23 protein-coding genes are annotated in these 22,603 nt (G+C 67.7%); 16 read left to right on the forward strand and 7 right to left on the reverse strand.

Annotated elements, in window-relative coordinates; translation table 11 throughout:
- Positions 1 to 11 precede the first annotated feature (11 nt).
- A complete protein-coding gene (locus ACWIDZ_RS12500) occupies positions 12 to 1,085 on the reverse strand; it encodes an NAD(P)H-dependent flavin oxidoreductase (RefSeq protein ID WP_453989354.1) in 1,074 nt (357 codons plus the stop codon).
- Positions 1,086 to 1,188: 103 nt separating this feature from the next.
- Here ACWIDZ_RS12500 and parC point away from each other — a divergent pair, with 103 nt between their 5' ends.
- The 3 genes from parC to ACWIDZ_RS12515 all read left to right on the forward strand — a co-directional run bounded on the left by parC (position 1,189) and on the right by ACWIDZ_RS12515 (position 5,306).
- A complete protein-coding gene (gene parC / locus ACWIDZ_RS12505; RefSeq protein WP_453989355.1) occupies positions 1,189 to 3,402 on the forward strand; it encodes a DNA topoisomerase IV subunit A in 2,214 nt (737 codons plus the stop codon).
- A 299-nt stretch (positions 3,403 to 3,701) separates the two neighbouring features.
- A complete protein-coding gene (locus ACWIDZ_RS12510; protein ID WP_453989357.1) occupies positions 3,702 to 4,271 on the forward strand; it encodes a LemA family protein in 570 nt (189 codons plus the stop codon).
- A gap of 6 nt (positions 4,272 to 4,277) precedes the next feature.
- Complete coding sequence (locus ACWIDZ_RS12515; protein ID WP_453989358.1) at positions 4,278 to 5,306, forward strand: M48 family metallopeptidase; 1,029 nt, start codon at positions 4,278 to 4,280, stop codon at positions 5,304 to 5,306.
- Between the two features lie 148 nt (positions 5,307 to 5,454).
- Here ACWIDZ_RS12515 and ACWIDZ_RS12520 read toward each other — a convergent pair whose 3' ends face one another.
- Positions 5,455 to 5,961: a flavin reductase family protein gene (locus ACWIDZ_RS12520; RefSeq protein ID WP_453989360.1), complete on the reverse strand. Its 507-nt coding sequence runs from the start codon at positions 5,959 to 5,961 to the stop codon at positions 5,455 to 5,457.
- A 128-nt stretch (positions 5,962 to 6,089) separates the two neighbouring features.
- On the opposite strand from ACWIDZ_RS12520, the gene ACWIDZ_RS12525 reads away from it, so the two are divergent.
- Positions 6,090 to 6,992, forward strand: coding sequence for a flagellar motor protein MotB (locus ACWIDZ_RS12525; protein ID WP_291781821.1), 903 nt, complete (start codon positions 6,090 to 6,092; stop codon positions 6,990 to 6,992).
- 133 nt (positions 6,993 to 7,125) lie between these two features.
- The gene (locus ACWIDZ_RS12530; RefSeq protein ID WP_453989362.1) at positions 7,126 to 7,857 is read left to right on the forward strand and encodes an arginyltransferase; all 732 of its coding nucleotides are present in this window, start codon (positions 7,126 to 7,128) and stop codon (positions 7,855 to 7,857) included.
- Positions 7,858 to 8,020: 163 nt separating this feature from the next.
- Here the strand turns inward: ACWIDZ_RS12530 and hemB are convergent, their stop codons facing one another.
- Positions 8,021 to 9,022: a porphobilinogen synthase gene (gene hemB / locus ACWIDZ_RS12535; protein ID WP_453989363.1), complete on the reverse strand. Its 1,002-nt coding sequence runs from the start codon at positions 9,020 to 9,022 to the stop codon at positions 8,021 to 8,023.
- A gap of 311 nt (positions 9,023 to 9,333) precedes the next feature.
- On the opposite strand from hemB, the gene ACWIDZ_RS12540 reads away from it, so the two are divergent.
- Positions 9,334 to 10,470, forward strand: a complete 1,137-nt coding sequence (locus tag ACWIDZ_RS12540) for an isobutyryl-CoA dehydrogenase (RefSeq protein WP_453989364.1) — start codon at positions 9,334 to 9,336, stop codon at positions 10,468 to 10,470.
- Between the two features lie 3 nt (positions 10,471 to 10,473).
- Here the strand turns inward: ACWIDZ_RS12540 and ACWIDZ_RS12545 are convergent, their stop codons facing one another.
- Positions 10,474 to 10,905, reverse strand: coding sequence for a hypothetical protein (locus ACWIDZ_RS12545; RefSeq protein ID WP_453989365.1), 432 nt, complete (start codon positions 10,903 to 10,905; stop codon positions 10,474 to 10,476).
- Positions 10,906 to 11,013: 108 nt separating this feature from the next.
- Here ACWIDZ_RS12545 and ACWIDZ_RS12550 point away from each other — a divergent pair, with 108 nt between their 5' ends.
- The 10 genes from ACWIDZ_RS12550 (at position 11,014) to argC (ending at position 19,395) form a co-directional block, all read left to right on the forward strand.
- Positions 11,014 to 12,069: an enoyl-CoA hydratase/isomerase family protein gene (locus ACWIDZ_RS12550; protein WP_453989367.1), complete on the forward strand. Its 1,056-nt coding sequence runs from the start codon at positions 11,014 to 11,016 to the stop codon at positions 12,067 to 12,069.
- Between the two features lie 51 nt (positions 12,070 to 12,120).
- Positions 12,121 to 13,491, forward strand: a complete 1,371-nt coding sequence (locus ACWIDZ_RS12555) for a class II 3-deoxy-7-phosphoheptulonate synthase (RefSeq protein ID WP_312218684.1) — start codon at positions 12,121 to 12,123, stop codon at positions 13,489 to 13,491.
- Entirely contained in the window at positions 13,488 to 14,054 is a 567-nt protein-coding gene (locus ACWIDZ_RS12560) for a prephenate dehydratase domain-containing protein (RefSeq protein ID WP_453989368.1), read from the forward strand. Before ACWIDZ_RS12555 ends, ACWIDZ_RS12560 begins: the two co-directional genes overlap by 4 nt.
- Before the next feature lie 312 nt (positions 14,055 to 14,366).
- Positions 14,367 to 15,128, forward strand: coding sequence for a chorismate mutase (locus tag ACWIDZ_RS12565; RefSeq protein WP_453989369.1), 762 nt, complete (start codon positions 14,367 to 14,369; stop codon positions 15,126 to 15,128).
- A gap of 49 nt (positions 15,129 to 15,177) precedes the next feature.
- Positions 15,178 to 15,789, forward strand: coding sequence for an SPOR domain-containing protein (locus tag ACWIDZ_RS12570; protein ID WP_453989370.1), 612 nt, complete (start codon positions 15,178 to 15,180; stop codon positions 15,787 to 15,789).
- A 120-nt stretch (positions 15,790 to 15,909) separates the two neighbouring features.
- Positions 15,910 to 16,743 (forward strand): division plane positioning ATPase MipZ, encoded by an 834-nt coding sequence (locus ACWIDZ_RS12575; RefSeq protein WP_346487588.1) that lies wholly within the window; start codon positions 15,910 to 15,912, stop codon positions 16,741 to 16,743.
- Between the two features lie 7 nt (positions 16,744 to 16,750).
- A complete protein-coding gene (locus ACWIDZ_RS12580; RefSeq protein WP_453989371.1) occupies positions 16,751 to 17,182 on the forward strand; it encodes a molecular chaperone DnaJ in 432 nt (143 codons plus the stop codon).
- Between the two features lie 207 nt (positions 17,183 to 17,389).
- Positions 17,390 to 17,863, forward strand: a complete 474-nt coding sequence (rplM, locus tag ACWIDZ_RS12585) for a 50S ribosomal protein L13 (RefSeq protein ID WP_172575532.1) — start codon at positions 17,390 to 17,392, stop codon at positions 17,861 to 17,863.
- A gap of 2 nt (positions 17,864 to 17,865) precedes the next feature.
- Positions 17,866 to 18,354, forward strand: a complete 489-nt coding sequence (gene rpsI / locus ACWIDZ_RS12590) for a 30S ribosomal protein S9 (protein WP_003165345.1) — start codon at positions 17,866 to 17,868, stop codon at positions 18,352 to 18,354.
- 105 nt (positions 18,355 to 18,459) lie between these two features.
- Complete coding sequence (gene argC / locus ACWIDZ_RS12595; RefSeq protein ID WP_453989372.1) at positions 18,460 to 19,395, forward strand: N-acetyl-gamma-glutamyl-phosphate reductase; 936 nt, start codon at positions 18,460 to 18,462, stop codon at positions 19,393 to 19,395.
- A gap of 6 nt (positions 19,396 to 19,401) precedes the next feature.
- Here the strand turns inward: argC and ACWIDZ_RS12600 are convergent, their stop codons facing one another.
- The 3 genes from ACWIDZ_RS12600 to phaC are packed head-to-tail and all read right to left on the reverse strand — an operon-like array spanning position 19,402 to position 22,552.
- Entirely contained in the window at positions 19,402 to 20,214 is an 813-nt protein-coding gene (locus ACWIDZ_RS12600) for a rhamnogalacturonan acetylesterase (protein WP_453989374.1), read from the reverse strand.
- Complete coding sequence (locus tag ACWIDZ_RS12605; protein WP_452111235.1) at positions 20,214 to 20,588, reverse strand: hypothetical protein; 375 nt, start codon at positions 20,586 to 20,588, stop codon at positions 20,214 to 20,216. Before ACWIDZ_RS12605 ends, ACWIDZ_RS12600 begins: the two co-directional genes overlap by 1 nt.
- Positions 20,585 to 22,552, reverse strand: a complete 1,968-nt coding sequence (gene phaC / locus ACWIDZ_RS12610; RefSeq protein ID WP_453989375.1) for a class I poly(R)-hydroxyalkanoic acid synthase — start codon at positions 22,550 to 22,552, stop codon at positions 20,585 to 20,587. Before phaC ends, ACWIDZ_RS12605 begins: the two co-directional genes overlap by 4 nt.
- Between the last annotated feature and the right edge of the window lie 51 nt (positions 22,553 to 22,603).

Consider the following 22,603-nt stretch of genomic DNA (forward strand, 5'->3'; position numbering starts at 1 on the left):
AGCGTGTGAGCTTACCGGCTCAGCGCCGACAACCCCGCAATCGCCTCACGCATTTCCCTTTGCAGCGTCGCGACCAGTTCGGCGGCGGGCAGGGCGCGGCCCAGCGGTGCGCCTTGCCCGGCCCAGTGCGGCGCGTAGCCGTTGTCGCCCTTCGCCCTGGCCGCCGCGTTCAGCGCCTTGCCGAGATCGTAGGCGTAGGGATAGGCGGCGATCTTCATCTCATCGGAGCGGCGCATGAAGGCGTTCTCGACCCCGCGCGCCGGGCGGCCGGAGATGGCCGCGCTGACCCGCGTGCGCCCAGCCTCCGCCCCCGACAAGGCCGTCCGATAGGCCGCATCCGCCGCCGATTCCGGGCAGGCGGCGAAGGCTGTGCCCATCTGCGCCCCGGCCGCGCCCAGCGCCAGCGCCGCCGCGATCCCTGCGCCGTCCATGACGCCGCCCGCCGCGATGACCGGAACCGGCAGGTCGCGCGCCAGCAGGCGCGTCAGCGGCAGGGTGGCGAAGCGCGGATCGTCGGCCGGGTCGAAGACGCCGCGATGGCCGCCCGCCTCGACCCCCTGGGCGATCACCATGTCGAACCCGGCGACGACGGCGGCGCGGCCTTCGTCGGGCGTGGTGGCGGTGGCGATCAGGATGCAGCCCGCCGCCTTCAGCGCCGCGATCTGATCGGCGCGCGGCAGACCGAAATGGACGCTGACCACGGCGGGTCTTTCCTCCACCAGCACGGCCAGCTTGGCGTCGTCGGTCAGGAAGCTCTGGTAGATGTCGTTGAGGCGTTCGGGCGGGGCCGCGCCGAACTCACTGAAGATCGGGCGCAGGCTGTCGATCCAGACGGCGTCCCGCGCCGGATCAGCCGCAACCGGCGCATGGCAGAACAGATTGACGTTGAACGGCCGCTCGGTCAGCGCCCTGGCCGCGCGGATGGCCTTGCGGCTCGCCTCGGCGTCGATGGCGCCCAGGGCGATGGAGCCCAGCGCCCCCGCGTTCGACACGGCGGCGGCCAGTTCGGCGGTCGAGGTTCCGGCCATCGGCGCCTGGATCAGGGGGAAGGACAGGCCGAGGCGGTCGGTCAAGGCGGTCTTCATCGGGGCTCCTTCGCGCGTTTCTGCACAGATAGGCGCTGACAATCCCGGCGTCAGGCCCCGGCTGCGCTAGACTTTCCTCGTCCGATCATTGATTCGAAGCCGTATGACCATCCACACCCCGACGCCGGACGGCGGCCGCATCGTTGAAGAGCCGATGGGCGAGGCGCTGTCGCGCCGCTATCTGGCCTACGCCCTGTCGACCATCACCAACCGCGCGCTGCCCGACGTGCGTGACGGCTTCAAGCCCGTGCACCGGCGCATCATGTACGCCATGCATCAGATGCGGCTGAACCCGCAGGCGGCCGCGCGCAAATGCGCCAAGGTCGTCGGCGAGGTCATGGGCGGCTATCACCCGCACGGCGACGCCTCGATTTACGAGGCGTTGGTCCGTCTGGCGCAGGATTTCGCCCAGCGCTATCCGCTGGTGGACGGCCAGGGGAACTTCGGCAACATCGACGGCGATAGCGCGGCGGCCATGCGCTACACCGAGTGCAAGCTGACGCCCGCCGCCGTCCTGCTGCTGGACGGCATCGATCAGGACGCGGTCGACTTCCGCCCGACCTACGACGATCAGGACGAAGAGCCGGTGGTGCTGCCGGCGGGCTTCCCCAACCTGCTGGCCAACGGATCGTCGGGCATCGCCGTTGGCATGGCGACCTCGATCCCGCCGCATAACGTGGGCGAGCTGATCGACGCCTGCCATCTGTTGCTGGAGCGGCCGGACGCCACGACCGAGGACCTTGTCAAGATCGTGCCGGGGCCGGACTTCCCCACCGGCGGCGTCTCGGTCGAGGGCCACGCGTCCATGTTGGACGCCTATGAGACGGGCCGGGGCGGTGTGCGCCTGCGCGCCGCCTGGGACACCGAGGATCTGGGCCGAGGCGTGTGGCGCATCGTCGTCACCGAAATCCCCTATCAGGTGCAGAAGTCCAAGCTGATCGAACAGCTGGCCGACCTGATCGAGAACAAGAAGGCGCCGCTGCTGGCCGACGTCCGCGATGAGTCGGCCGAGGACATCCGCCTGATCCTGGAGCCCAAGTCCCGGACGGTAGAGCCTGAAGTCCTTATGGAAAGCCTGTTCAAGCTTTCCGATCTGGAGACGCGCTTCCCCATCAACATGAACGTGCTGGACGCCACCGGCACGCCGCGCGTCATGGGGCTGAAGGACTGTCTGCGGGCCTTCCTGGATCACCGCCGCGTGGTGCTGAACCGCCGCAGCCAGTGGCGCATCGCCCGCGTCGAAAAGCGCCTGCACCTATTGGAAGGCCTGCGCATCGTCTTCCTGAACCTGGACGAGGTCATCCGCATCGTTCGCGAGGAAGAGCAGCCCAAGGCGGCCCTGATCGCGACCTTCGGACTGAGCGAACTTCAGGCCGACTTCATTCTCGACACCCGCCTGCGCCAGCTGGCCCGTCTCGAAGAGATGACGATCGAGAAGGAATTCAAGGAGCTGTCGGAAGAACTTGCAGCGCTGCAGGCGCTGACGTCCTCCGAGGCCAAGCAATGGAAGGCCATCGGCAAGGAGCTGGAGGCGGTCCGCAAGGCGCTGATCTCGCCGCGCCGCACTGTGATCGGCGAGGCGGTCGACGCCTCAGCCTTCGTCGCGCCGGAGGCCTTCATCCCGCGCGAGGCGATCACCGTCATCCTGTCGGATCGCGGCTGGATCCGCGCCGCCAAGGGCAAGGTCGACGACCCCTCCGAGCTGAAGTTCAAGGAAGGCGACAAGCTGGGCTTCCTGGTCCCCGCCTATACGACGGACAAGCTGCTGATCGGCGCCTCGGACGGCCGCATCTTCACCATCGGCGCCGACAAGCTGGCCTCCGGGCGCGGGCATGGCGAGCCGTTGCGCCTGATGATCGATCTGGACGAGAAGGCTGAGATCATCAATGTCGTGGCGCACGAACCCGATGCGAAGCTGCTGATCGCGTCCAAGGCCGGTTACGGCTTCGTGGCGCCGGAGAACGACCTTCTGGCCCAGAAGCGCGGCGGCAAGCAGGTGCTGAACGGCAAGATGCTGGCCATGCTGCGGGTCCCCCAAACGCCTGTCGGCGATCACGTCGCGACCATCGGCGAGAACATCAAGACCCTGATCTTCCCCCTGGCCGAACTGCCCGAAATGGGCCGTGGCAAGGGCGTGAAGCTGCAGAACTACAAGCAGGGCGGCCTGGCCGACGTGGCGGTGTTCAACGCCGAACAGGGGCCGGAATGGGTCGACGGCGGCGGTCGCCGCCGCAACTGGGTCGACTGGAAGGACTGGCTGGGCAAGCGCGCCGGGGCCGGCCGCCAGGGCCCGCGCGGCCTGAGGAAGTTCCGCTGATCGTCAGCTCCTCTCCAAGGCGTGGGGAGGAGCGCGACGCCTCAGGCGGCGAAGAACGACACGTAGATGCTGAACAGGAAGGCGGCCAGGAAAGCCATGAAAGCGATCCCCGCGGCCACCGCTCCGATGCCCAGGAGTACGGTGAGGGTCTGATCTCTCATCTTCATGCAGCACAGGTAGTACGCCGTTCTTTCACCGCACAAGCCGGGTGCGTCAGAAGACCGCGTATGTCGGGATTTTCATTAGGCGCGACGCAGGTTGCCCCCCATATTCACGCTTGATCTTTCGGAGGAGGCTCAATGATCACCTGGATCATCATCGGCGTCATCGTCGTCATTCTGCTGTTCGTCGTGGTCGGCGCCTACAACCGGCTGGTGAAGCTGGACCAGGCGGCGAACCAGTCGTTCGCGGACATCGACGTGCAGCTGAAGCAGCGTCAGGACCTGATCCCCAATCTGGTCGAGACGGTGAAGGGCTACGCCACGCACGAGCGCGGCACCCTGGACGCCGTGACCCAGGCGCGCGCCGCCGCTGCGGGGGCTCGCACCGTCGATGAGAAGGTGCAGGCCGAGAACATGCTGACGGCGACGCTCGGCCGTCTGTTCGCCGTGTCCGAGGCCTATCCGGACCTGAAGGCCAACGCCAACTTCCAGCAGTTGCAGATGGACTTGTCGGACATCGAGAACAAGCTGGCCGCCGCGCGTCGCTTCTTCAACAATGCGGTCAGCGAGTTCAACGCCGTGCGCCGCCAGTTTCCGACCGTTCTGTTCGCCGGGATGTTCGGCTTCGGCGCCGACAAGCCCTTCTTCGACGTGGGCGAAAGCGAGCGCGCCGGCCTGAACGCCGCGCCGCCGACGGTGAAGTTCTAAGCCCCAATGGCGGTTTTCGGTCAGGCCGTCGGCCTCAAGACCCACATCTGGCGCAACAACGCCCGGTCAGCGATCCTGCTGGCCGGGTTCCCGGTGCTGCTGGTCGGCATCCTGTTCGGCGTTCAGGTGCTGATGATGGGGTTCGGCCTGCTGCCCAACTCGGGCGGCGATCTGGGCCAGGACCTGGCGCTGGCGGCGTCCATGCTGGGCTGGACCGTGCCCTTCGCCGCCATCGCTGCGGCGATCTGGTTCGTCATCGCCTATTTCGGCAACCAGATGATGATTGACGTCATGACCGGCGCGCGAAAGGTCGAGCGCCGGGTCGAACCGGAACTCTATAATCTGCTGGAGAACCTGGCGATCTCGCGCGGGATGAAGACGCCGACCCTGCGCATCATCGAAAGTCCGTCGCTGAACGCCTATGCGTCCGGCCTGCACGAGGGCAACTACAGCGTCACCGTCACGCGCGGCCTGATGCAGACCCTGAACCGCGACGAGATGGAGTGCGTTCTGGCGCACGAGCTGACCCACGTCATCAACAAGGACGTGCGGACCATGGTGATCGCCTCGATCTTCGCAGGGATCATCAGCGTGGTGGCCGAACTGGTGTTCCGCAGCCTGTTCTATGTGCGCGGCGGCCGCGGCGGGAACAACAAGAACGCCATGCCCCTGATCTTGATCGGTCTGGCGATCGGAGTGATCGGTTTCGGCCTGGCCGCCGTCATCCGCATGACCCTGTCGCGGACGCGCGAGTATGTGGCCGACGCCGGGGCGGTGGAGCTGACCAAGAATCCGGACGCGATGATCTCGGCGCTGAGGAAGGTGTCGGGCCAGTCGAAGGTCGAGGCGCCGGACGAACTGCGCGGCATGTTCCTGGACAATACGGCCGACAAGGCGGGATTTTCGGGCCTGTTCGCGACGCACCCGCCGATCGAGAAACGCATCGCGGCGCTGGTGCAGTTCGCCGGCGGTCGGGACGACGGGCCGTGGGGCGGAACGCCTCAAGCTTCAGGTACGGCGGTGCCGACGACGTAGGTTTTCCTTCTCCCCTTGCGGGAGAAGGTGGCTGGCGAAGCCAGACGGATGAGGGGTTGCAGGACCTTCAACTCGCCGCCCCATCTCGCGTTGAGAGACCCCTCATCCGACCCTGACGGGCCACCTTCTCCCGCAAGGGGAGAAGGGATCAGGCCGTCGGATCGACCGCTTTGCCGTACTTCCCGCGGAAATAGGTCAGGGCGTCGCCCGGCCGCGTGTCGAACGCCTCGACCCGGCCGACGATGACCAGGTGATCGCCCATGACGATGCGGTCGTGCGTCTGGCAGGTCAGCCGCGTCACCGCGTTGAGCAGGCGCGGCGGCTCGGGGTCGTCCACCGCGAACTCATCGTCCGACAGGCGGCAGACGCCCCAGGCGAAACGGTCGGACATGGCCTTGTCCTCGACCGGCAGCATATGCACCGCGAACCGATCCGCCCCGGCGAAGGCGTCATGACGGTCGGACTTGATGTCCATGCACCACAGCACCAGCGGCGGGTCCAGCGAGACGGAGGTGAAGCTGTTCACCGTGATCCCCAGCGGGCCGTCGACCGTATGGGCCGTGACCACGCACACCCCCGTCGCGAACCCGCCCAGCGCCCGGCGATAGGCGCGAGGATCGAAATCGGCGGCAGGAGAAGCGGACGCGTCGGACATGGCCCTCAGCTAGGCCGTGAAGCCCGTATCGGCAAGGGCGCGGCGGGCCGTCGCATGGCGCCGCAACCGCTTCTTAAGCCCCTCATGGGATTTAGGGCGAACGAACACGGTTAAGACGGACCCGCCCCATGGCGCTGAACGATCGCCCGATCCTGATCAAGAAGGTGAAGAAGGTATCCGGACACGGCCACCACGGCGGCGCGTGGAAGGTGGCCTACGCCGACTTCGTCACCGCCATGATGGCCTTCTTCCTGTTGATGTGGCTGATCAACACGACTGATCCGGAGCAGAAGCGCGGCATCGCCGAATATTTCGCCCCGGCCAATGTCTCGGCCTCGACCTCGGGCTCCGGCGGCATCCTGGGCGGCACCTCGCTGGGCGATTCCGAAGGGGCCAAGGGCGCCGGCTCCAACGCCGTCATCGAACAGTTGGCCCCCGAAGCCCCCGACGCGCCGCAGGAAGCGGGCCAGAACTCGAACCTGGCCTCGGCCAGCGAGGCCGCTCTGCGCGCCGAGATCGCCCGTCGCGAGGCCGCCGACTTCGCCAGCGCCGCCGAATCCCTGCGCCAGGCCATGCAGTCCATGCCGGAACTGGCCGAACTGTCGAAACAGCTGATCATCGACCAGACGCCCGAGGGCCTGCGCATCCAGCTGGTGGATCAGGAAGGCCGCTCGATGTTCGAGAACGGCTCCTCGCGCCCCAATCCGCGCGCCCAGTTGCTGCTGCGCGCCGTGGCCAAGGTCATCAACCAACTGCCCAACCGCATCTCCATCACCGGCCACACCAACGCCGTCGCCGGCTCCAGCCGGGCCAGCAGCCCCGGCGACTGGCCCCTGTCCTCTGCCCGCGCCGACGCCTCGCGTCTGGTGCTGCAAGGCTCAGGCGTGAACACCGACCGGGTCTATTCCGTCGCAGGCAAGGCGGGGTCCGATCCCCTCTATCCCGACGACCCGTCGCTGGCGGGCAACCGCCGCATCGCCATCGTTCTGCTGCGCGAAGCGCCGGTCCTGCCCACGGACACCAGCCTGTGAGGCCGTGCGGCGACGCCCTCGCCGCACGAAGAAGGCTTGCGAAAACGGCTGGTTGCGCGCCAAATCAGAATATGAGCCGCGCGTACCCATCCAGCCCCTGTGCGGGCGCTGATTTCGTCACGGAGCGACAACCGTGACCCAGCACTTCTTCTCGCGCCAGCTCCGCTTCTTCATGACCGCCAGCGCGCCCTGCCCCTATCTGCCGGGGCAGTTCGAACGCAAGGTCTTCGCCAACCTGCCCTTCAGCGACGGGGCCGACGTCAACGACGCCCTGACCCAGGCCGGGTTCCGTCGCAGCCAGAACATCGCCTATCGCCCGGCGTGCGAGGCCTGCATCGCCTGCGTCTCGGTACGCATTCCGGTAGCGGATTTCGAACTCTCACGCTCACGTCGCCGCATCCTGGCGCGCAACGCCGACCTGTCGCGCAACCTGGTCGAGGCCGAGGCGACGATGGAGCAGTTCGACCTGTTACGCCGCTATCTGACCGCCCGCCACCCCGGCGGCGGCATGAGCGACATGGGCTGGCTGGACTATGTGTCGATGGTCGAGGACACCGCCGTCCGCACCCATCTGATCGAATACCGCCTGCCCAGCGAGGATGACGGCCCCGGCCGTCTGGTCGGCGTCTGCCTGACCGACCTGCTGCATGACGGCCTGTCGATGGTCTACAGCTTCTTCGACCCGGACCTGGGGCGCCGCAGCCTGGGCCGCTTCGCCATCCTGGACCACCTGCATCAGGCCGAGACCGTCGGGCTGCTCTATGTCTACCTCGGCTACTGGGTCCAGGGTTCACCCAAGATGGACTACAAGGCCGAGTTCCGCCCGCTGGAGGCCCTGCGTCCCTGGGGTTGGGAGCGGCTGTAAACCTTTCTCCTTCTCCCCTTGCGGGGAGAAGGTGGACGGCGGAGCCGGACGGATGAGGGGTGCGAAGACACGCGCTCTCAGCCCTCATATTCGGACAGCCCGCCGACACCCCTCATCCGAGCCCTTCGGGCCCACCTTCTCGCACAAGGGGAGAAGGAAAAGATCAGCCCATCATCCGCGCGGCTTGCGGCGCGAAGTAGCTGATGACGCCGGACGCCCCCGCGCGCTTGAAGGCGTGCAGGCTTTCCAGGATGGCGCGGTCCGGCTCCAGCCAGCCGTTGGCGAAGGCGGCCTGCATCATCGCGTACTCGCCGGACACCTGATAGGCGAAGGTCGGCACCTTGAACGTCTGCGACACCAGCCGGACGATATCCAGATAGGGCAGGCCCGGCTTGACGATCAGGGCGTCGGCGCCCTCCGACAGATCCATCGCCACCTCGCGCAGGGCCTCCTCGGCGTTGGCGAAGTCCATCTGATAGGTCTTCTTGTCGCCGGTCAGCGACTTGGACGAACCGACCGCGTCGCGATAGGGGCCATAGAAGGCCGAGGCGTATTTGGCCGCATAGCTGATGATCAGGGTGTCGCTCAGCCCGTTGGCTTCCAGCGCCTCGCGGATGGCCTGGACGCGGCCGTCCATCATGTCGGACGGGGCCACGGCGTCGGCGCCCGCGTGGGCGTGGATGAAGGCCTGTTCGGCCAGCCGCTCCAGCGTCGGATCGTTGACGATGCGGCCGTCTTCCAGAACGCCGTCGTGGCCGTGGTCGGTGTAGCAGTCCAGCGCCACGTCGGTCATGACGCCGATCTCGGGCGCGGCGTCCTTGATGGCGCGGATGCAGTCGGGGATCAGGCCGTCCGGGTCGGCGGCGGCGGTGGCCACATTGTCCTTCAGCCCATCGTTCACGTTCGGGAACAGGGCGACCATCGGAATGCCCAGATCGCGCGCCTCGACGGCGGCCTTGGCGGCTTCCTTGGGCGACAGGCGAAAGACGCCCGGCATGGAGGCGACCGGCTGGCGGTCCTCGTCGCCGTCATGGACGATCAGCGGCCAGATCAGATCGGCCGGCGTCAGAGTCGTCTCGGCGACCAGACGGCGCACCCACGGCTGCGAACGCAGGCGACGCGGGCGGGCGTAGGGGAAGGCGGCGGGCTGGAAGGGCATGGTCATGCGCGCGGCTTAAAACAAAGCGCGGGGAGAGGCAAAAGACGAACTGTCCAAGCGAGCGCGTACCCTTTCTCCCCGCTCATCCCGGCGGACGCCGGGACCCAGTGCTTTGGCCTCAGAATGATCATTTGAGATTCGCGCTGTCGTGCCCCGAACATCAACGCTGCGCTCGTCGCTCTTACTGGGTCCCGGCGTCCGCCGGAATGAGCGGAAATCTGATAGGGGCGCCGACAGCAAGGTGACGCGCGCGCCGCCAGCCGTTAGAAGCGCCCCGAACGCCCCGTCAGAGGGCAGGCTGTAATGCGGGAGCTTTCATGGACTTCGCCCTCACCGACGATCAACGCGCCATTCAGGACGCGGCCCGCGCCTTCGCCGAGGCCGAACTGGCCCCGCACTCGGCCCGCTGGGACGAGGACAAGCATTTCCCGGTCGACGTGCTGAAGGCCGCCGCCGAGATGGGCTTCGCCGGCATCTATACGGGCGAGGAACATGGAGGCATGGGCTTGGGCCGGGTCGAGGCGGCGGTGATCTTTGAGGAGCTGTCGCGCGGCGACGTGGCGACGGCGGCCTTCATCTCGATCCACAACATGGCGACGTGGATGATCGACAGCTTCGGTTCCGATGAACTGCGGGCGCGCTTCGTGCCGTCGCTGGTCGGGATGGAGAAGATCGCCAGCTACTGCCTGACCGAGCCGGGCTCGGGCTCGGACGCGGCGGCGCTGCGGACGACGGCGGTGCGCGACGGCGACCACTATGTGCTGAACGGCGCCAAGGCTTTCATCTCGGGCGCCGGGACGTCGGACGTCTATGTCGTCATGGTCCGCACGGGCGGCGAGGGGCCCAAGGGCATCTCGACCCTCGTGGTCGAGGCGGGGACGCCGGGCCTGTCATTCGGCGCCAATGAGAAGAAGATGGGCTGGAACGCCCAGCCGACCGCCGTGGTCAGCTTCGACGACTGCCGCGTGCCGGCCGCCAACCTGGTGGGCGAGGAAGGCGCGGGCTTCAAATACGCCATGGCCGGTCTGGACGGCGGGCGCCTGAACATCGCCGCCTGCTCGCTGGGCGGGGCGCGTCTGGCGCTGGAGACGGCGCAGGAGTACGTCGCCGGCCGCAAGCAGTTCGGCCAGGCCATCGGCCAGTTCCAGAACACCCAGTTCGAGCTGGCGGACATGGCCACGGATCTCGAGGCCGCCCGTCTGATGGTGCTGCGCGGCGCCTGGGCCATCGACACCGGCCACCCGGAAAAGACCAAATGGTGCGCCATGGCCAAACGCCTGACGACCGACGCCTGCTTCCAGATCGCCGATCAGGCGCTGCAGCTGCACGGCGGCTACGGCTATCTGAAGGACTATCCGCTGGAGCGGATCGTGCGCGACCTGCGCGTTCACCGCATCCTGGAAGGCACCAATGAGATCATGCGCGTGATCGTGGCGCGCGAGCTGGCGCGCTAGGCGTCAGCCGCAGCGCCTCGCCAGGTTCACCAGCGCGGCGGACCGGCCCAGGTACCACGGCTCGTCCGCCTCGTTCGGGGCGTCGAGATCGACGTTGCGCGCCTGTCTCAGCGCGGCCTTGCCTTCGGGTGACAGGGTGTAGACCTGCCGGTCCATCTCATCGACCGAGGGCGTCAGGGCATAGTCCGTGTTGTCGATCGTCACGGCCAGGACGCGCTCGCCGGGGCCGGGCGATCCCGGAAAATCATAGAAATACTGGAACGTGATCTGTCCGCCCGCGCAGTGCGCGCGGGTGATGACCGAGGTGTAGTTCCAGTTCAGGAAGCTGGCCACCGGCCCTTCGCCCGATACGTCGTGCGTCACCCACTGCGCGCTCCTTTCATCGACGGGAGCGGTCGTCAGGATCAGGGCGGCTGTCATCGCGGCGAGGAGCATGGGGGAGGTCTCTCGTGAGCTATGCGGAGGCCATACCAGCGTTGCTGCGGCGTGAATGCAAGACGGCTTCGGCTTTACCCGCACCGACGCCGGCTCTAGACCCACCGCATGAGCACTGAATCCGAAGTCATCACCCGCATCGAGAACGGTGTCGGCCGCATCACCCTGAACCGGCCCAAGGCGATCCACGCCCTGAACCGGGCCATGTGCGAGACGATGATCGAGGCGCTGCTAGCCTGGCGCGCGGACGACGCGGTTCAGTCGGTGCTGATCGACCACGCGGGCGAGCGCGGCTTCTGCGCGGGCGGCGACATCCGCATGATCGCCGAGAGCGGGGCAGGGGACGCCTCGGAGGCCAAGGCCTTCTTCAAGGCCGAGTATCAGCTGAACCATCTGATGTTCGTCTATCCCAAGCTGATCACGGCGGTGGTGGACGGCATCGTCATGGGCGGCGGCGTGGGCATCAGCGAACCCGCCGACGTCCGCATCGCCACCGAGCGCACCACCTACGCCATGCCCGAGACCGGCATCGGCCTGTTCCCCGACGTGGGCGGCGGCTGGTTCCTGCCGCGCTTGCCGGGTCAGACGGGCGTCTGGCTGGCCCTGACCGGCGCGCGGCTGAAGGCGGCGGATACGGTGGCGCTGGGCATCCATACGCACTTCGTCGCGTCGGAGGCCGTTGAGGCGTTGAAGACCGAGCTGCGGGCCGCGCCCGCCGATCCGAAGGCGGTCGCCGATCGCGCCGCCGGAGACGCCGGGCCGTCGCCGCTGGCGCCGCACCGCGAGGCCATCGACCGCCTGTTCGCCTTCGATACGGTGGAAGAGATCGTCGCCGCCCTTCAGGCCGAGAGTTCGGAGTGGGCGCAGAAGCAGCTCGACATCCTGAAGACCAAGTCGCCGCAGTCGCTGAAGGTCTCGCTGCGCCAGATCCGCACGGGCGCGACGCTGACCGATTTCGCCGACAACATGGCGATGGAATACGCCCTGGGCGGTCGTGTCGTGCAGACGCACGATTTCCAGGAAGGCGTGCGCGCCGTCATCATCGACAAGGATAATGCGCCCCAGTGGTCGCCGGCCGAGCTTTCTTCGGTTTCAGAGGCCCAGATTGAGGCCCTGTTCGCGCCCCTGCCTGCGGGTGAGGCATGGAAACCGCTGATCAGCTGATTTCGCGCAAGCTTCATTGTTCCGGGCGGGGGAAAAGCCTATCTTGGCGGCATGACTAGTCGCTGGACCCCCGAATCCTGGAGAAACAAGCCCGTTCTGCATATGCCGACGGACTATCCGGACGCCGCCGAGCTGGCGCGCGTCGAAGACGAGCTGCGCGCGATGCCGCCCCTCGTCTTTGCGGGCGAGGCGCGCAAGCTTACCGATCACCTGGCCCAGGTCGAGGCGGGCGACGCCTTCCTGCTGCAGGGCGGCGACTGTGCCGAGAGCTTCAAGGAGTTCTCGACCGACAACATCCGCGACACCTTCCGCCTGATCCTGCAGATGGCGGTGGTGCTGACCTTCGCCGGCCGCAAGCCGGTGGTGAAGGTCGGCCGCATCGCCGGTCAGTTCGCCAAGCCGCGCTCGTCCCCGATCGAGGAGATCGGCGGGGTCGAACTGCCGTCCTATCGCGGCGACATCATCAACGGCATGGGCTTCACGCCGGAAGAGCGCACGCCCGATCCGCAGCGCCTGATCCGCGCCTATAACCAGTCGGCCTCGACGCTGAACCTGCTGCGCGCCTTTGCGGGCGGGGGTTATGCCGACCTCTACAACATCCACCGCTGGACGCTGGGCTTCGCCGACGACGGCGCGGGCGCGGCCTATCGTGAGTTGGCCGACAAGATCACCGAGGCCCTGGCCTTCATGGAGGCGGTCGGCGTCACGCCCGAAACGCATCCCGACCTGTCGCGCGTCGAGGTCTTCACCAGCCACGAAGCCCTGCTGCTGAATGTCGAGAGCGCCCTGACGCGCCTGGACGGTTCGACCGGCGAATGGTTCGACACCTCGGCCCACATGCTGTGGATCGGCGAGCGCACGCGTCAACTGGACGGCGCCCACATCGAGTTCATGCGCGGCATCTCCAACCCCATCGGGGTCAAGTGCGGGCCGACCATGACGGCGGACGACCTGCTGCCGCTGATCGACGCCCTGAACCCGAACAACATTCCGGGTCGCCTGACCCTGATCGGCCGCTTCGGCCATGACAAGGTGGGCGACCGCCTGCCGGGCCTGATGCGGGCGGTGAAGGCGGCGGGCAAGCGCGTCATCTGGTCGATCGACCCGATGCACGGCAATACGCTGAAGGCCGGCAACGGCTACAAGACCCGGCCGTTCGACCGCGTGATGGGCGAGGTCCGCACATTTATTGATGTTGCGGAGGCCGAGGGCGTCCACCCCGGCGGCGTCCACCTGGAGATGACCGGCCAGAACGTCACCGAGTGCATCGGCGGCGCCCAGGCGGTGACCGAGGACGACCTGTCGAGCCGTTACCACACCCACTGCGACCCGCGTCTGAACGCGGATCAGGCGCTGGAGATGGCCTTCCTGGTCGCCGAGCGTCTCAAGGCCGGGCGGCAGGCCCGGTCCGAGGCCGCATGACGGCAGAAGACGAAACGCCCGGCCGCGTCGCCTATCAGGGCGCGCCGGGCGCCTTCAGCCACGAAGCCTGCCTGGACCTGCGTCCGTGGGACGAGGCGGTCGGCTTTGAGACCTTCCAGGACGCGATCGACGCCGTCCTGAGCGGCGACTGCCACTGCGCCCTGATCCCCGTCGAGAACTCGACCGTGGGCGTGGTCGAGCCCGCCGCTACGCTTGTGAAAGAGGCGGGCCTTGTGGCGGTCAGCGACGCCTGGCGGCCGATCCGGCTGGCCCTGTTGGGCGCGCCCGAGGCGCGGCTGTCGGACGTGAAGACGGCCGAGAGCCACCCGGTGGCCCTGCAGCAGTGCTCCAAGGCCCTGAAAGAGATGGCGATCACGGCCGTCGAGGTGTTCGACACCGGGGGCGCGGCCGCTGCGGTGGCCGAGGCGGGCGACGTCTCGCGCGCCGCCGTTGCGCCCGCTCGCGCGGCTGAGGTCTATGGGCTGTCGGTTCTGCGCAACGATCTGCAGGATTTCAGCGACAACCGCACACGGTTTGTCCTCTTCACAGCTCCTGAGGCTTGACCGCGCATAAAATTTGCTGTTGTAAGGCCCAGTCGGATCAACCCTGATCCAGAAACTGGACCGGATTCATGTCCTCGCTGCGCGCACAAATGACCCTTGAAACCACCTCGCGCGCGGTGGCCGGCTTTTATTTTGGCTACGGCTATTACGGCTTTCGATACGCCGGCTGAGGCGTCGGGCTTCTAACCAGACCCTGACTGTCTCGCTGGCGACCGCTTCTCCCTAAGCGGCCAGTACGCGCGTTCACGCCTGACCTTCTGTCGGCGGGACGCGACCTCCCCATCGAAAAACCCATGCCGAAAGCCATCTCCCATGTCGCAATCCGCCATCCAGCAAGTCTGGCCCGCCGAAACCGTTGAAATGAGCGCCGAACAGAAGGCGCTGGCCGCCTTGCGCGCCGAGATCGACAGCCTGGACGATCAGATCCTCGAACTGTTCGAGCGCCGCCTGTCCGTCGCCGCTCAGGTGGGCAAGGCCAAGGACGCCCCGACCGGCCCCCACACCAAGCTGCGTCCCGACCGCGAACAGGCCGTCCAGGCCCGCATCCTGAAGCAGTGCGAACCCGAGAACCGCGAGGCGGTCGAGCATCTGTGGCGCGAGATCGTCGGTTGGGGTCTGGCCCGTCAGGGCCGCCTGCAGGTCCAGGTCTGGGCCCCGATCGATCCGTCCAAGGCCGTCGACGGCGCCCGCCTGCGCTTCGGCGCCGCCGCCGACATCAAGCTGGTCCTCGATCCGCAGGCCGCCCTGGCCCATGCGGCCGAGGGCAAGGGCGTGGCCGTCCTGTCCATCAGCGGCGACGATCCCTGGTGGATCGGCCTGCGCCGCGAATGGTCGATGCTCAGCGTCTTCGACGGCTACGGGGGCGAGACGCCGACGTCTCTGGCTGTCGGCAAGATCGATCCGCCGGCCCTGCCCAAGGGCCGCCGCGTCGTCGTCACCGCGGGCGGTGATGCGGGCGACGGTTCGGGCGCGCGTCGCTGGGGCCTGAACACTCACCACGGCTGGAGCCTGGCCCTGACCGACGCTGATGTGGCGCCGGGCGATGTCGAAGGCTGCGTCGGCGCCATCGGCTGACCGCAGGCCGTTAACTCCGTCTCAAAGCAGGGTGGGCGAGGGTGGCTGCATGGCCCAGCCCGCCCTGCATCGAACGCGCCGCGTCGTCGCCCTTGCGGCGGCTGCGCTGACGCTTGCGGGCTGCGGCGTGAACGAAGCCGATCCCCATCGCTTCGAGACCCTGGCGCAGTCGGTGGCCTCCATTCCAGTGTCGGCTGAAGACGAGGGCGAGGCGCGGCCGACCGTCACGCCGGATCAGCCGCGCGAGCGAGCCGAGCCGTTGAAGGTCGAACTGATGACCCCGCACGAACTGTGGGACGCCCGCGAGGGCGTGACAGCCAGGGTTCGTCTCGCTTCTGCGTCAACGCCGACGAACGACCCTGATCCCGAGGCGCCGCCTGCGGCCGTTGCGACGCCGCAGCCCGCGACCCCCGTCCGCCAGGTGCAACTCGGCGCCTATTCCAGCGAAGACGGCGCCCGCGCGGCCTGGGCGCGGCTGAGCCGAGGGCCGGGCGGGGCGGCGCTGTCCGGGCTTCAACCTGCCTATGAGGCGGTGGAGGTCGGCGGGCGTCGTCTGATCCGGCTGAAGGTCGCCGCCTCCGTCGAACAGGCTCAGGCCCTATGCCGCGACCTGGCGGCGTCGGACCCGTGGTGCGCGCGATCCGGCGTCGCTGCGGCCTGATCGTCCACAGGCTCAGCTTAAGGTTTCGTTGACGATTGGCCCGCGGAGGCTGATCTTGCGGCCCATGGGCGGGCGGCGGACGAAGATGAGTCGCGCCTGCTGATCACAGTGGGATTTCACATGGCGCAGCCTCAGGTCATCGTCATCGGCAATGAAAAGGGCGGGGCGGGCAAGTCCACCCTGGCCATTCACATCGTCACCGGCCTTCTGCACGCCGGACGCAAGGTCGCCATCATCGATCTGGACCTGCGTCAGCGCTCGCTGGAGCGGTTCTTCGCCAACCGCGTCGCCTGGACCAAGGCCAACGGCCATGATCTGCCGCTGCCCTTCGTGCCCGACATGGGCGACGGCAAGGCCCTGCATAAGGCCGATGAGACGGAGCAGTTGGCGCGTTTCGAGGCGGCCTACGCCGAGGCGAGGGGCGTCGCCGACGTCATCGTCATCGACACGCCGGGCGGGGACACGGCTCTGTCGCGCGCCGCGCACGGCCGCGCAGACCAGATCGTCACCCCCATGAACGACAGCTTCGTCGACTTCGACCTGCTGGGCGAGGTGGACCCGGTGACGCTGGATCTGATCCGTCCCTCCATCTATTCGGAAAGCGTCTGGGAGGCGCGCAAGCACCGCGCCGTCACCGAGGGTCGTCAGGTGACGATCGACTGGATCGTCGTCACCAACCGTCTGGCCGTGGCCGAGGCCCGCAACCGGCGCCGTCTGGCTTCACGCATGGCCAAGTTGGCCAAGCGGGTCGGTTTCCGCGTCGGGCCGGGCCTGCGCGACCGGGTCATCTATCGCGAGCTCTTCCCCTTCGGCCTGACGGTGGCGGACCTGTCGAACGACATCCGTCCGGTGTCGGTGTCCCTGGCCCACGTCGCCGCGCGTCAGGAGATGCGCAACCTGATGCAGGCCCTGGGTCTGGACGACGCCATCGCCGCCATGGACGCGGCGGCCTGATCGCTTCATGGGCCTGATCTGGTTGGGTCTGGCCGCTGTGGCCCTGTGGGCCATGGTGCGACTGGGCCGCCAGACCGAGCGCGCCCGGCGCGGCCACTGGCGCATCTCGGCCACTATATTAAGCGCCGCCCTGCTGGCCGGGGCGGTGTTCGCCGCCGCGCGCGGAGCGTGGCTGATCGCGAGCGGCATGGCGTCTGCGGGCGTCTGGCTGGCGGTGCAGTCGCGCATACGGCCTGTGGCGGGCAGGGCGGCCCAACCCAATGAGCCCATGAGCAAGGCCGAGGCGCGGTCCATTCTGGGCGTCGCCGCCGATGCGGACGCCCAGACGATCCACGCCGCCTGGCGTCGCCTGATGGCGCGCGCCCACCCGGACCAGGGCGGCACCGAGGGCCTGGCCGCCCGCGTCAACGCCGCACGGGATCGGCTGCTGAAGGGGTAGGGCGCTTTTCTTCTCCCCTTGAGGGAGAAGGAAGTGGATTAGGTATTTTAATACCGTATTTGGAATATTGAATAAAATCAGATAGTTGTGTAGAAATCGCGGCCACAACTGACATTGACCTTCGGCGCGGGACCCTCTATCACCCCGGCCTCCGCCCGATCTATCTGGTTCGGGCTGCGTTTTTCGTCTTCCAGGACCCTCATCATGCTGAAGAGCACCACGGCTTCGCTGAAGCCGGCCGAGGTCGAGAAGAAGTGGATCCACATCGACGCCGAAGGCGTCGTGGTGGGCCGCCTCGCGACCTTCATCGCCAACCGCCTGCGCGGCAAGCACCTGCCGACCTACACCCCGCACGTCGACTGCGGCGACTACGTCGTCGTCACCAACGTCGACAAGGTGGTGTTCACCGGCAAGAAGACCACCGACAAGGTCTACTATCGCCACACCGGCCACCCCGGCGGCATCAAGGAAACCACCCCGGAGAAGGTTCTGGGCGGTCGTTTCCCCGAGCGCGTGCTCGAGAAGGCCGTTGAGCGGATGCTGCCCAAGGAGTCGCCGCTGGCTCGCAAGCAGATGACCCACCTGCGCCTGTTCGCCGGCGCGGCTCACGAACACGAAGCCCAACAGCCCACGACCATCGACTTCAAGTCGATGTCGTCCAAGAACACCCGGAGCGCCTGAGCATGACCGACGTGACTCAAGACACCGCCGCCGGCTTTGACGCCCTGAAGGGCCTGGGCACCGCTGCTGCCGAGGAAATCGTCCGCGAGCCGAAGATCGACGCCCTGGGCCGTTCGTACTCGACCGGCAAGCGCAAGAACGCCATCGCCCGCGTGTGGGTGAAGCGCGGTACCGGCAAGATCACCGTCAACGGCAAGGACGTGGCGGCTTACTTCGCTCGTCCCGTGCTGCAGATGATGGTCGCCCAGCCGCTGACCGTCTCGGACCGCGCCACGCAGTACGACGTGATCTGCACCGTCGAAGGTTCGGGCCTGTCGGGCCAGGCCGGCGCCATCCGCCACGGCCTATCGCACGCCCTGACCCACTACGAACCGGAACTGCGCAAGGTTCTGAAGCCGCACGGCTTCCTGACCCGCGACAGCCGCGTCGTCGAGCGTAAGAAGTACGGCCGCGCCAAGGCTCGCCGCAGCTTCCAGTTCTCGAAGCGCTAAGTCGCGAACCCGCGACTGGGAATACAAGGGCGCTTCGGGGAAACCCGAGGCGCCTTTTTCTTTTGCCCATTTTCCGCAAAGGAAGGGGCATTTGGGGAGCATGAGATGACCCACACCATCTTCATTGACGGCGAGGCCGGAACCACGGGGCTGGAGATTCGCGAGCGTCTGGAGGCGCGCGGCGATCTGGAGCTGATGCTGCTGGGCGACCGTCGCCGCGATGTCGAGGCGCGGCGCGAGGCGCTGAACAGCGCCGACGCGGTCATCCTGTGCCTGCCTGACGATGCGGCCCGCGAGGCCGTGTCGATGATCGAGAATCCGGCGGTGCGGGTCATCGACGCCTCGACCGCCTACCGGGTGGCGGACGGCTGGATCTATGGCTTCGCCGAGATGGATGCGGACCAGCGCGCGGCCATCGCCGCCTCGACGCGGGTATCGAACCCCGGCTGCTATCCGACCGGCTTCATCGGCCTGATGCGGCCGCTGGTGAAGGCGGGGCTGGTCCCGGCCGACTGGCCCGTCACGATCAATGCGGTTTCGGGCTACTCCGGCGGCGGCAAGGCCATGATCGCCGAGTTCGAGGCCGAGGGCGCCGCGACGGCGTTCCGCGCCTATGGCCTGACGCTGAAGCACAAGCATGTGCCGGAAATGACGAAGCACGCAGGGCTGTCGCGTCCGGTGCTGTTCTCACCCGCCGTGGGGAATTATCGCCAGGGGATGCTGGTCGAAGTTCCGCTGCACCTGTCGGCCCTGCCGGAAACGCCCTCGGTCGAGCGGCTGCACGGCGCCTTGGTCGAGGCCTATGAGGGGCAGCGCTTCGTCGAGGTCGCCGAGATCGACGAAACCGAAGCCATGACCGGTATCGAGCCCGAGGGTCTGAACGGCACCAACCGGATGCGTCTGCATGTCTTCGGCGATCGCGGCGGAGAGCAGGCGCGTCTGGTCGCCCTGCTGGACAATCTGGGCAAGGGCGCCTCGGGCGCGGCGGTTCAGAACCTCAACATCATGCTGGGCCTGGACGAGGCGACGGGCCTCAGCTGACGGGGTTCAGGGCGCCAGGCGGGGCGCCAGCTCGGGGGCTGCGGCGATCAGGTCGCGCGCGACCAGGGCGGCGATGAGCTGCGCGCCCTCGGGGCCCAGATGGGTGTAGTCGAAGTCCTCGGCGTGACGGCCGTAGGGGCCTGCCGTCGTCGCCACGGCGGGCGGCGCGGCGGGCGAGTTTCCGGCCTGAAGCTCGGACAGGAAGTCGGGCGGAGGCGCGCCGGGCGCCATGCGAGCGGCTTCAAGCGCGCCCATGCTCTGGACCAGGTCGCCGCTGGCGGCGTGCAGGTCGATCAAGGGCGCGCCGGTCTCGCGCGCCACGCGGCGCACGGCCTCGGCCCAGGGCTCAAGCGTGTCCTGCAGGCGGCCGTTGCTGAAGGATCGGCGCGTCAGGGGCGTCACCAGCACGGGCCGCGCGCCGCGCGCCCTGGCTTCGGCGACATAGGCCCTGAGGTTGGCGGGAAACTCGGTCGCCAGCTTGGTGGAGCTGCGCTTGCCCGGCTGATCGTTATGGCCGAACTGGATCAGCACCCAGACCGCGCCATAGCCGGGCGTCGCCATTTCGTTTAGGGCCAGATCCCATGAACCTTCCGCGCGATAGGTCGAGGTGCTGCGGCCCTGACGCCCCAGGTTGACGCAGGCCAGGGACGACAGGACGTGCCGGTCACAGAAGGCGCCGCCCCAGCCGCTGCCGACCGAGGTCGTCGAGTCCCCGACCAGTATGATCTTGTCGGCGTCGATCGGCCGCTCCTGGGCCCTGACCGCGCCGACGCAGACCAGGGTCGCCGCGATAGCGGCCGGCAGGGCGCATCGAATCATCAGACTCGGCGGGCCTTGATCGCGGACTCCACCGTCAGGGCGAAGAAGATGGCGGCGATGATGATCAGCAGGCCGTAGTCGTGGCCGGGGAAGACCAAGGGAACGCCCGCCGCCAGGATGATCAGCGCGGGAAACAGGCTGGCCCAGACGGCGGTGGAGGCGGCGTCAGGATGGATCATCGGCGGCCGCTGCAGGCTCATTCGCCGGGCCATCACGCCGTTCAGCGGCACGAAGACGGCCGGAACGATCACGGCGATGACCACATACTTCAGCAACTGACCCGGTGCGCCGAACAGGGTCGCCGTGGCGATCAGCAGGATCAGCGGAATGGCCGTGGTCAGGGCCAGCAGCAGGTTGGGCTCGATACGCTTCAAGACTTCACTTTCACATAGGCGCCGGGCGCCGGTTCGATAGGCTTCAGCGGCCCGACCTTGGGATCACGCGCCGGCATCTGCGCGCCGGACCGGGCGTGTAGCCAGTCGGCCCAGTGCGGCCACCAGCTGCCGGGATGCTGTTCCGCCCCCGCTTGCCACTCCTGAAGCGTTTCGGGAAGGGCGGCGTTGATCCAGTGCTGATACTTCTCGGCCGAGGGCGGGTTGATGACCCCGGCGATATGGCCCGATCCGGCCAGCGTATAGGTCACCGGCCCGCCGAACAGTCGCGCCGAACGATAGACGGAGTTCATCGGCGCGATGTGGTCCTCGCGGCTGGCCTGGAAATAGAGGGGGATGCGGACCTTCGACAGATCGATACGCTCGCCGTCGATCTCCAGCTCGCCCCCGGCCAGGGCGTTCCGGCCATACATCAGGCGCAGGTATTGCAGGTGCAGCCGCTTGGGCATCCGCGTCTGATCAGCGTTCCACGCCAGCAGGTCGAAGGCGGGCGGCGCCTTGCCCATCAGATAGTTGGACACGAAAAAGGACCAGATCAGGTCATTGGCGCGAAGGGCGTTGAAGGTGTCGGCCATGGCCGTGCCGGGCAGGACGCCGCCCGCCTCGTCCATCAGCCGCTCGATCTCGGCCAGCCAGTGCTCGTCGGTGAACAGCAGCAGGTCGCCCGCCTCGGCGAAGTCGTGCTGGGCGGCGAAGAAGGTGGCCGAGGCGACGCGGTCGTCCCCCTTGGCCGCCATGTGTGCCAGGGTGGCGCCCAGCATGGTGCCGCCGATGCAGTAGCCGACGGCGTTCAGATGTTTCTGGCCGGTCTGCTCCAGCGTCTTCTCGACGGCGCGATAGACGCCCTTCTTCATATAGTCGTCGAGGCCGAACTCCGCCTTGTCGCGGTCCGGGTTGACCCATGAGCAGACGAAGACGGTGAAGCCCTGGGCGCTCAGCCAGCGGATCAGGGAGTTCGCCGGCTGCAGGTCCATGATGTAGAATTTGTTGATCCACGGCGGGAAGATCAGCAGCGGGACGGCGTGCTGCTGATCCGTTGCGGCGTCGTACTGGATCAGCTCGAACAGCTCGTCGCGCCAGACGACCTGACCCGGCGCCGTGGCGACGTTCTCGCCCAGGACGAAGCGGCCGTAGTCGGCCTGGCTGATCTTCAGCGACCCGGCGCCGCGCTCCAGATCGGCGGCGAAGTTCTGCATCCCGCGCACCAGGGATTCGCCGCTGGTCTCGGCCAGGGCCTTCAGCGCCACGGGGTTCGACGCCAAGAAGTTGGCGGGCGAAAAGGCGTCGGTCAGCAGGCGGGTGAAGAACTCGGCCCGGCGTTTCACGCGCGGGTCCACGTCCTCGACGCTTGAGACCAGGCTGTTCATCCAGTCCGAGGTGGCCAGATAGGACTGGCGCATCATGTCGAACATGGGGTTTTCGGACCAGGCGGGGTCGCGGAACCGCTTGTCGGCCGGGGCGGGGTTGTCGACCGTCTCGCCCATGGCGCGGCGCGTGGTGGTCGACCACAGCTCCATATAGCGGCCGAACAGGTCGGCCTGAGCCTGAAACAGCTTTTCGGGCCGGGCGGCCAGGCTGGTCATGATCGAGGACATGGCCGGGGCCACGTTGAACGGATCGGGCGACAGGGCGGCGGGGCGGTCTGCCTGCGACAGGGCCGCCTCGGCCACCGCCGTCTGGGCCATCATCGCCGCCTTGGCCAGGTTCAGCGACAAGGTCTCCAGCTGCTGACGCTGGTCGGCGCTGAAGGCCATGAAGTCGGGCGCGGAGGAAGGGGCTTCGGCGGTCGCCGCCGGTTCCGCGGCGGAGGCCGGTTGCGGCTTTTCCGCCGGGGCGGCCTTTTTTACGCGGGGCTTGGCCGAGGTCGGGCGCCCGGCCTTGCGCGGCGCGGGCGCGTCGGCCGGCGTCGTCTTCTGGGACGGGGCCTTGGTCGGGCGCTTGGCCATGGCGAACCTCCGATGGGGACGCGCGAGTTCGCACGCCTTCCTCCCGACGCG

Source organism: Brevundimonas sp. NPDC055311 (assembly GCF_053645695.1).

Coding starts and splice junctions, on each gene's coding strand:
- ACWIDZ_RS12545 (WP_453989365.1), bottom strand. CDS start 10,905: ATGCTCCTCGCCGCGATGACAGCCGCCCTGATCCTGACGACCGCTCCC.
- rpsI (WP_003165345.1), top strand. CDS start 17,866: ATGACCGACGTGACTCAAGACACCGCCGCCGGCTTTGACGCCCTGAAG.
- ACWIDZ_RS12520 (WP_453989360.1), bottom strand. CDS start 5,961: ATGTCCGACGCGTCCGCTTCTCCTGCCGCCGATTTCGATCCTCGCGCC.
- phaC (WP_453989375.1), bottom strand. CDS start 22,552: ATGGCCAAGCGCCCGACCAAGGCCCCGTCCCAGAAGACGACGCCGGCC.
- ACWIDZ_RS12540 (WP_453989364.1), top strand. CDS start 9,334: ATGGACTTCGCCCTCACCGACGATCAACGCGCCATTCAGGACGCGGCC.
- ACWIDZ_RS12575 (WP_346487588.1), top strand. CDS start 15,910: ATGGCGCAGCCTCAGGTCATCGTCATCGGCAATGAAAAGGGCGGGGCG.
- ACWIDZ_RS12550 (WP_453989367.1), top strand. CDS start 11,014: ATGAGCACTGAATCCGAAGTCATCACCCGCATCGAGAACGGTGTCGGC.
- ACWIDZ_RS12525 (WP_291781821.1), top strand. CDS start 6,090: ATGGCGCTGAACGATCGCCCGATCCTGATCAAGAAGGTGAAGAAGGTA.
- ACWIDZ_RS12565 (WP_453989369.1), top strand. CDS start 14,367: ATGTCGCAATCCGCCATCCAGCAAGTCTGGCCCGCCGAAACCGTTGAA.
- ACWIDZ_RS12515 (WP_453989358.1), top strand. CDS start 4,278: ATGGCGGTTTTCGGTCAGGCCGTCGGCCTCAAGACCCACATCTGGCGC.
- ACWIDZ_RS12580 (WP_453989371.1), top strand. CDS start 16,751: ATGGGCCTGATCTGGTTGGGTCTGGCCGCTGTGGCCCTGTGGGCCATG.
- ACWIDZ_RS12510 (WP_453989357.1), top strand. CDS start 3,702: ATGATCACCTGGATCATCATCGGCGTCATCGTCGTCATTCTGCTGTTC.
- ACWIDZ_RS12555 (WP_312218684.1), top strand. CDS start 12,121: ATGACTAGTCGCTGGACCCCCGAATCCTGGAGAAACAAGCCCGTTCTG.
- ACWIDZ_RS12560 (WP_453989368.1), top strand. CDS start 13,488: ATGACGGCAGAAGACGAAACGCCCGGCCGCGTCGCCTATCAGGGCGCG.
- argC (WP_453989372.1), top strand. CDS start 18,460: ATGACCCACACCATCTTCATTGACGGCGAGGCCGGAACCACGGGGCTG.
- ACWIDZ_RS12500 (WP_453989354.1), bottom strand. CDS start 1,085: ATGAAGACCGCCTTGACCGACCGCCTCGGCCTGTCCTTCCCCCTGATC.
- ACWIDZ_RS12600 (WP_453989374.1), bottom strand. CDS start 20,214: ATGATTCGATGCGCCCTGCCGGCCGCTATCGCGGCGACCCTGGTCTGC.
- ACWIDZ_RS12570 (WP_453989370.1), top strand. CDS start 15,178: ATGGCCCAGCCCGCCCTGCATCGAACGCGCCGCGTCGTCGCCCTTGCG.
- hemB (WP_453989363.1), bottom strand. CDS start 9,022: ATGACCATGCCCTTCCAGCCCGCCGCCTTCCCCTACGCCCGCCCGCGT.
- parC (WP_453989355.1), top strand. CDS start 1,189: ATGACCATCCACACCCCGACGCCGGACGGCGGCCGCATCGTTGAAGAG.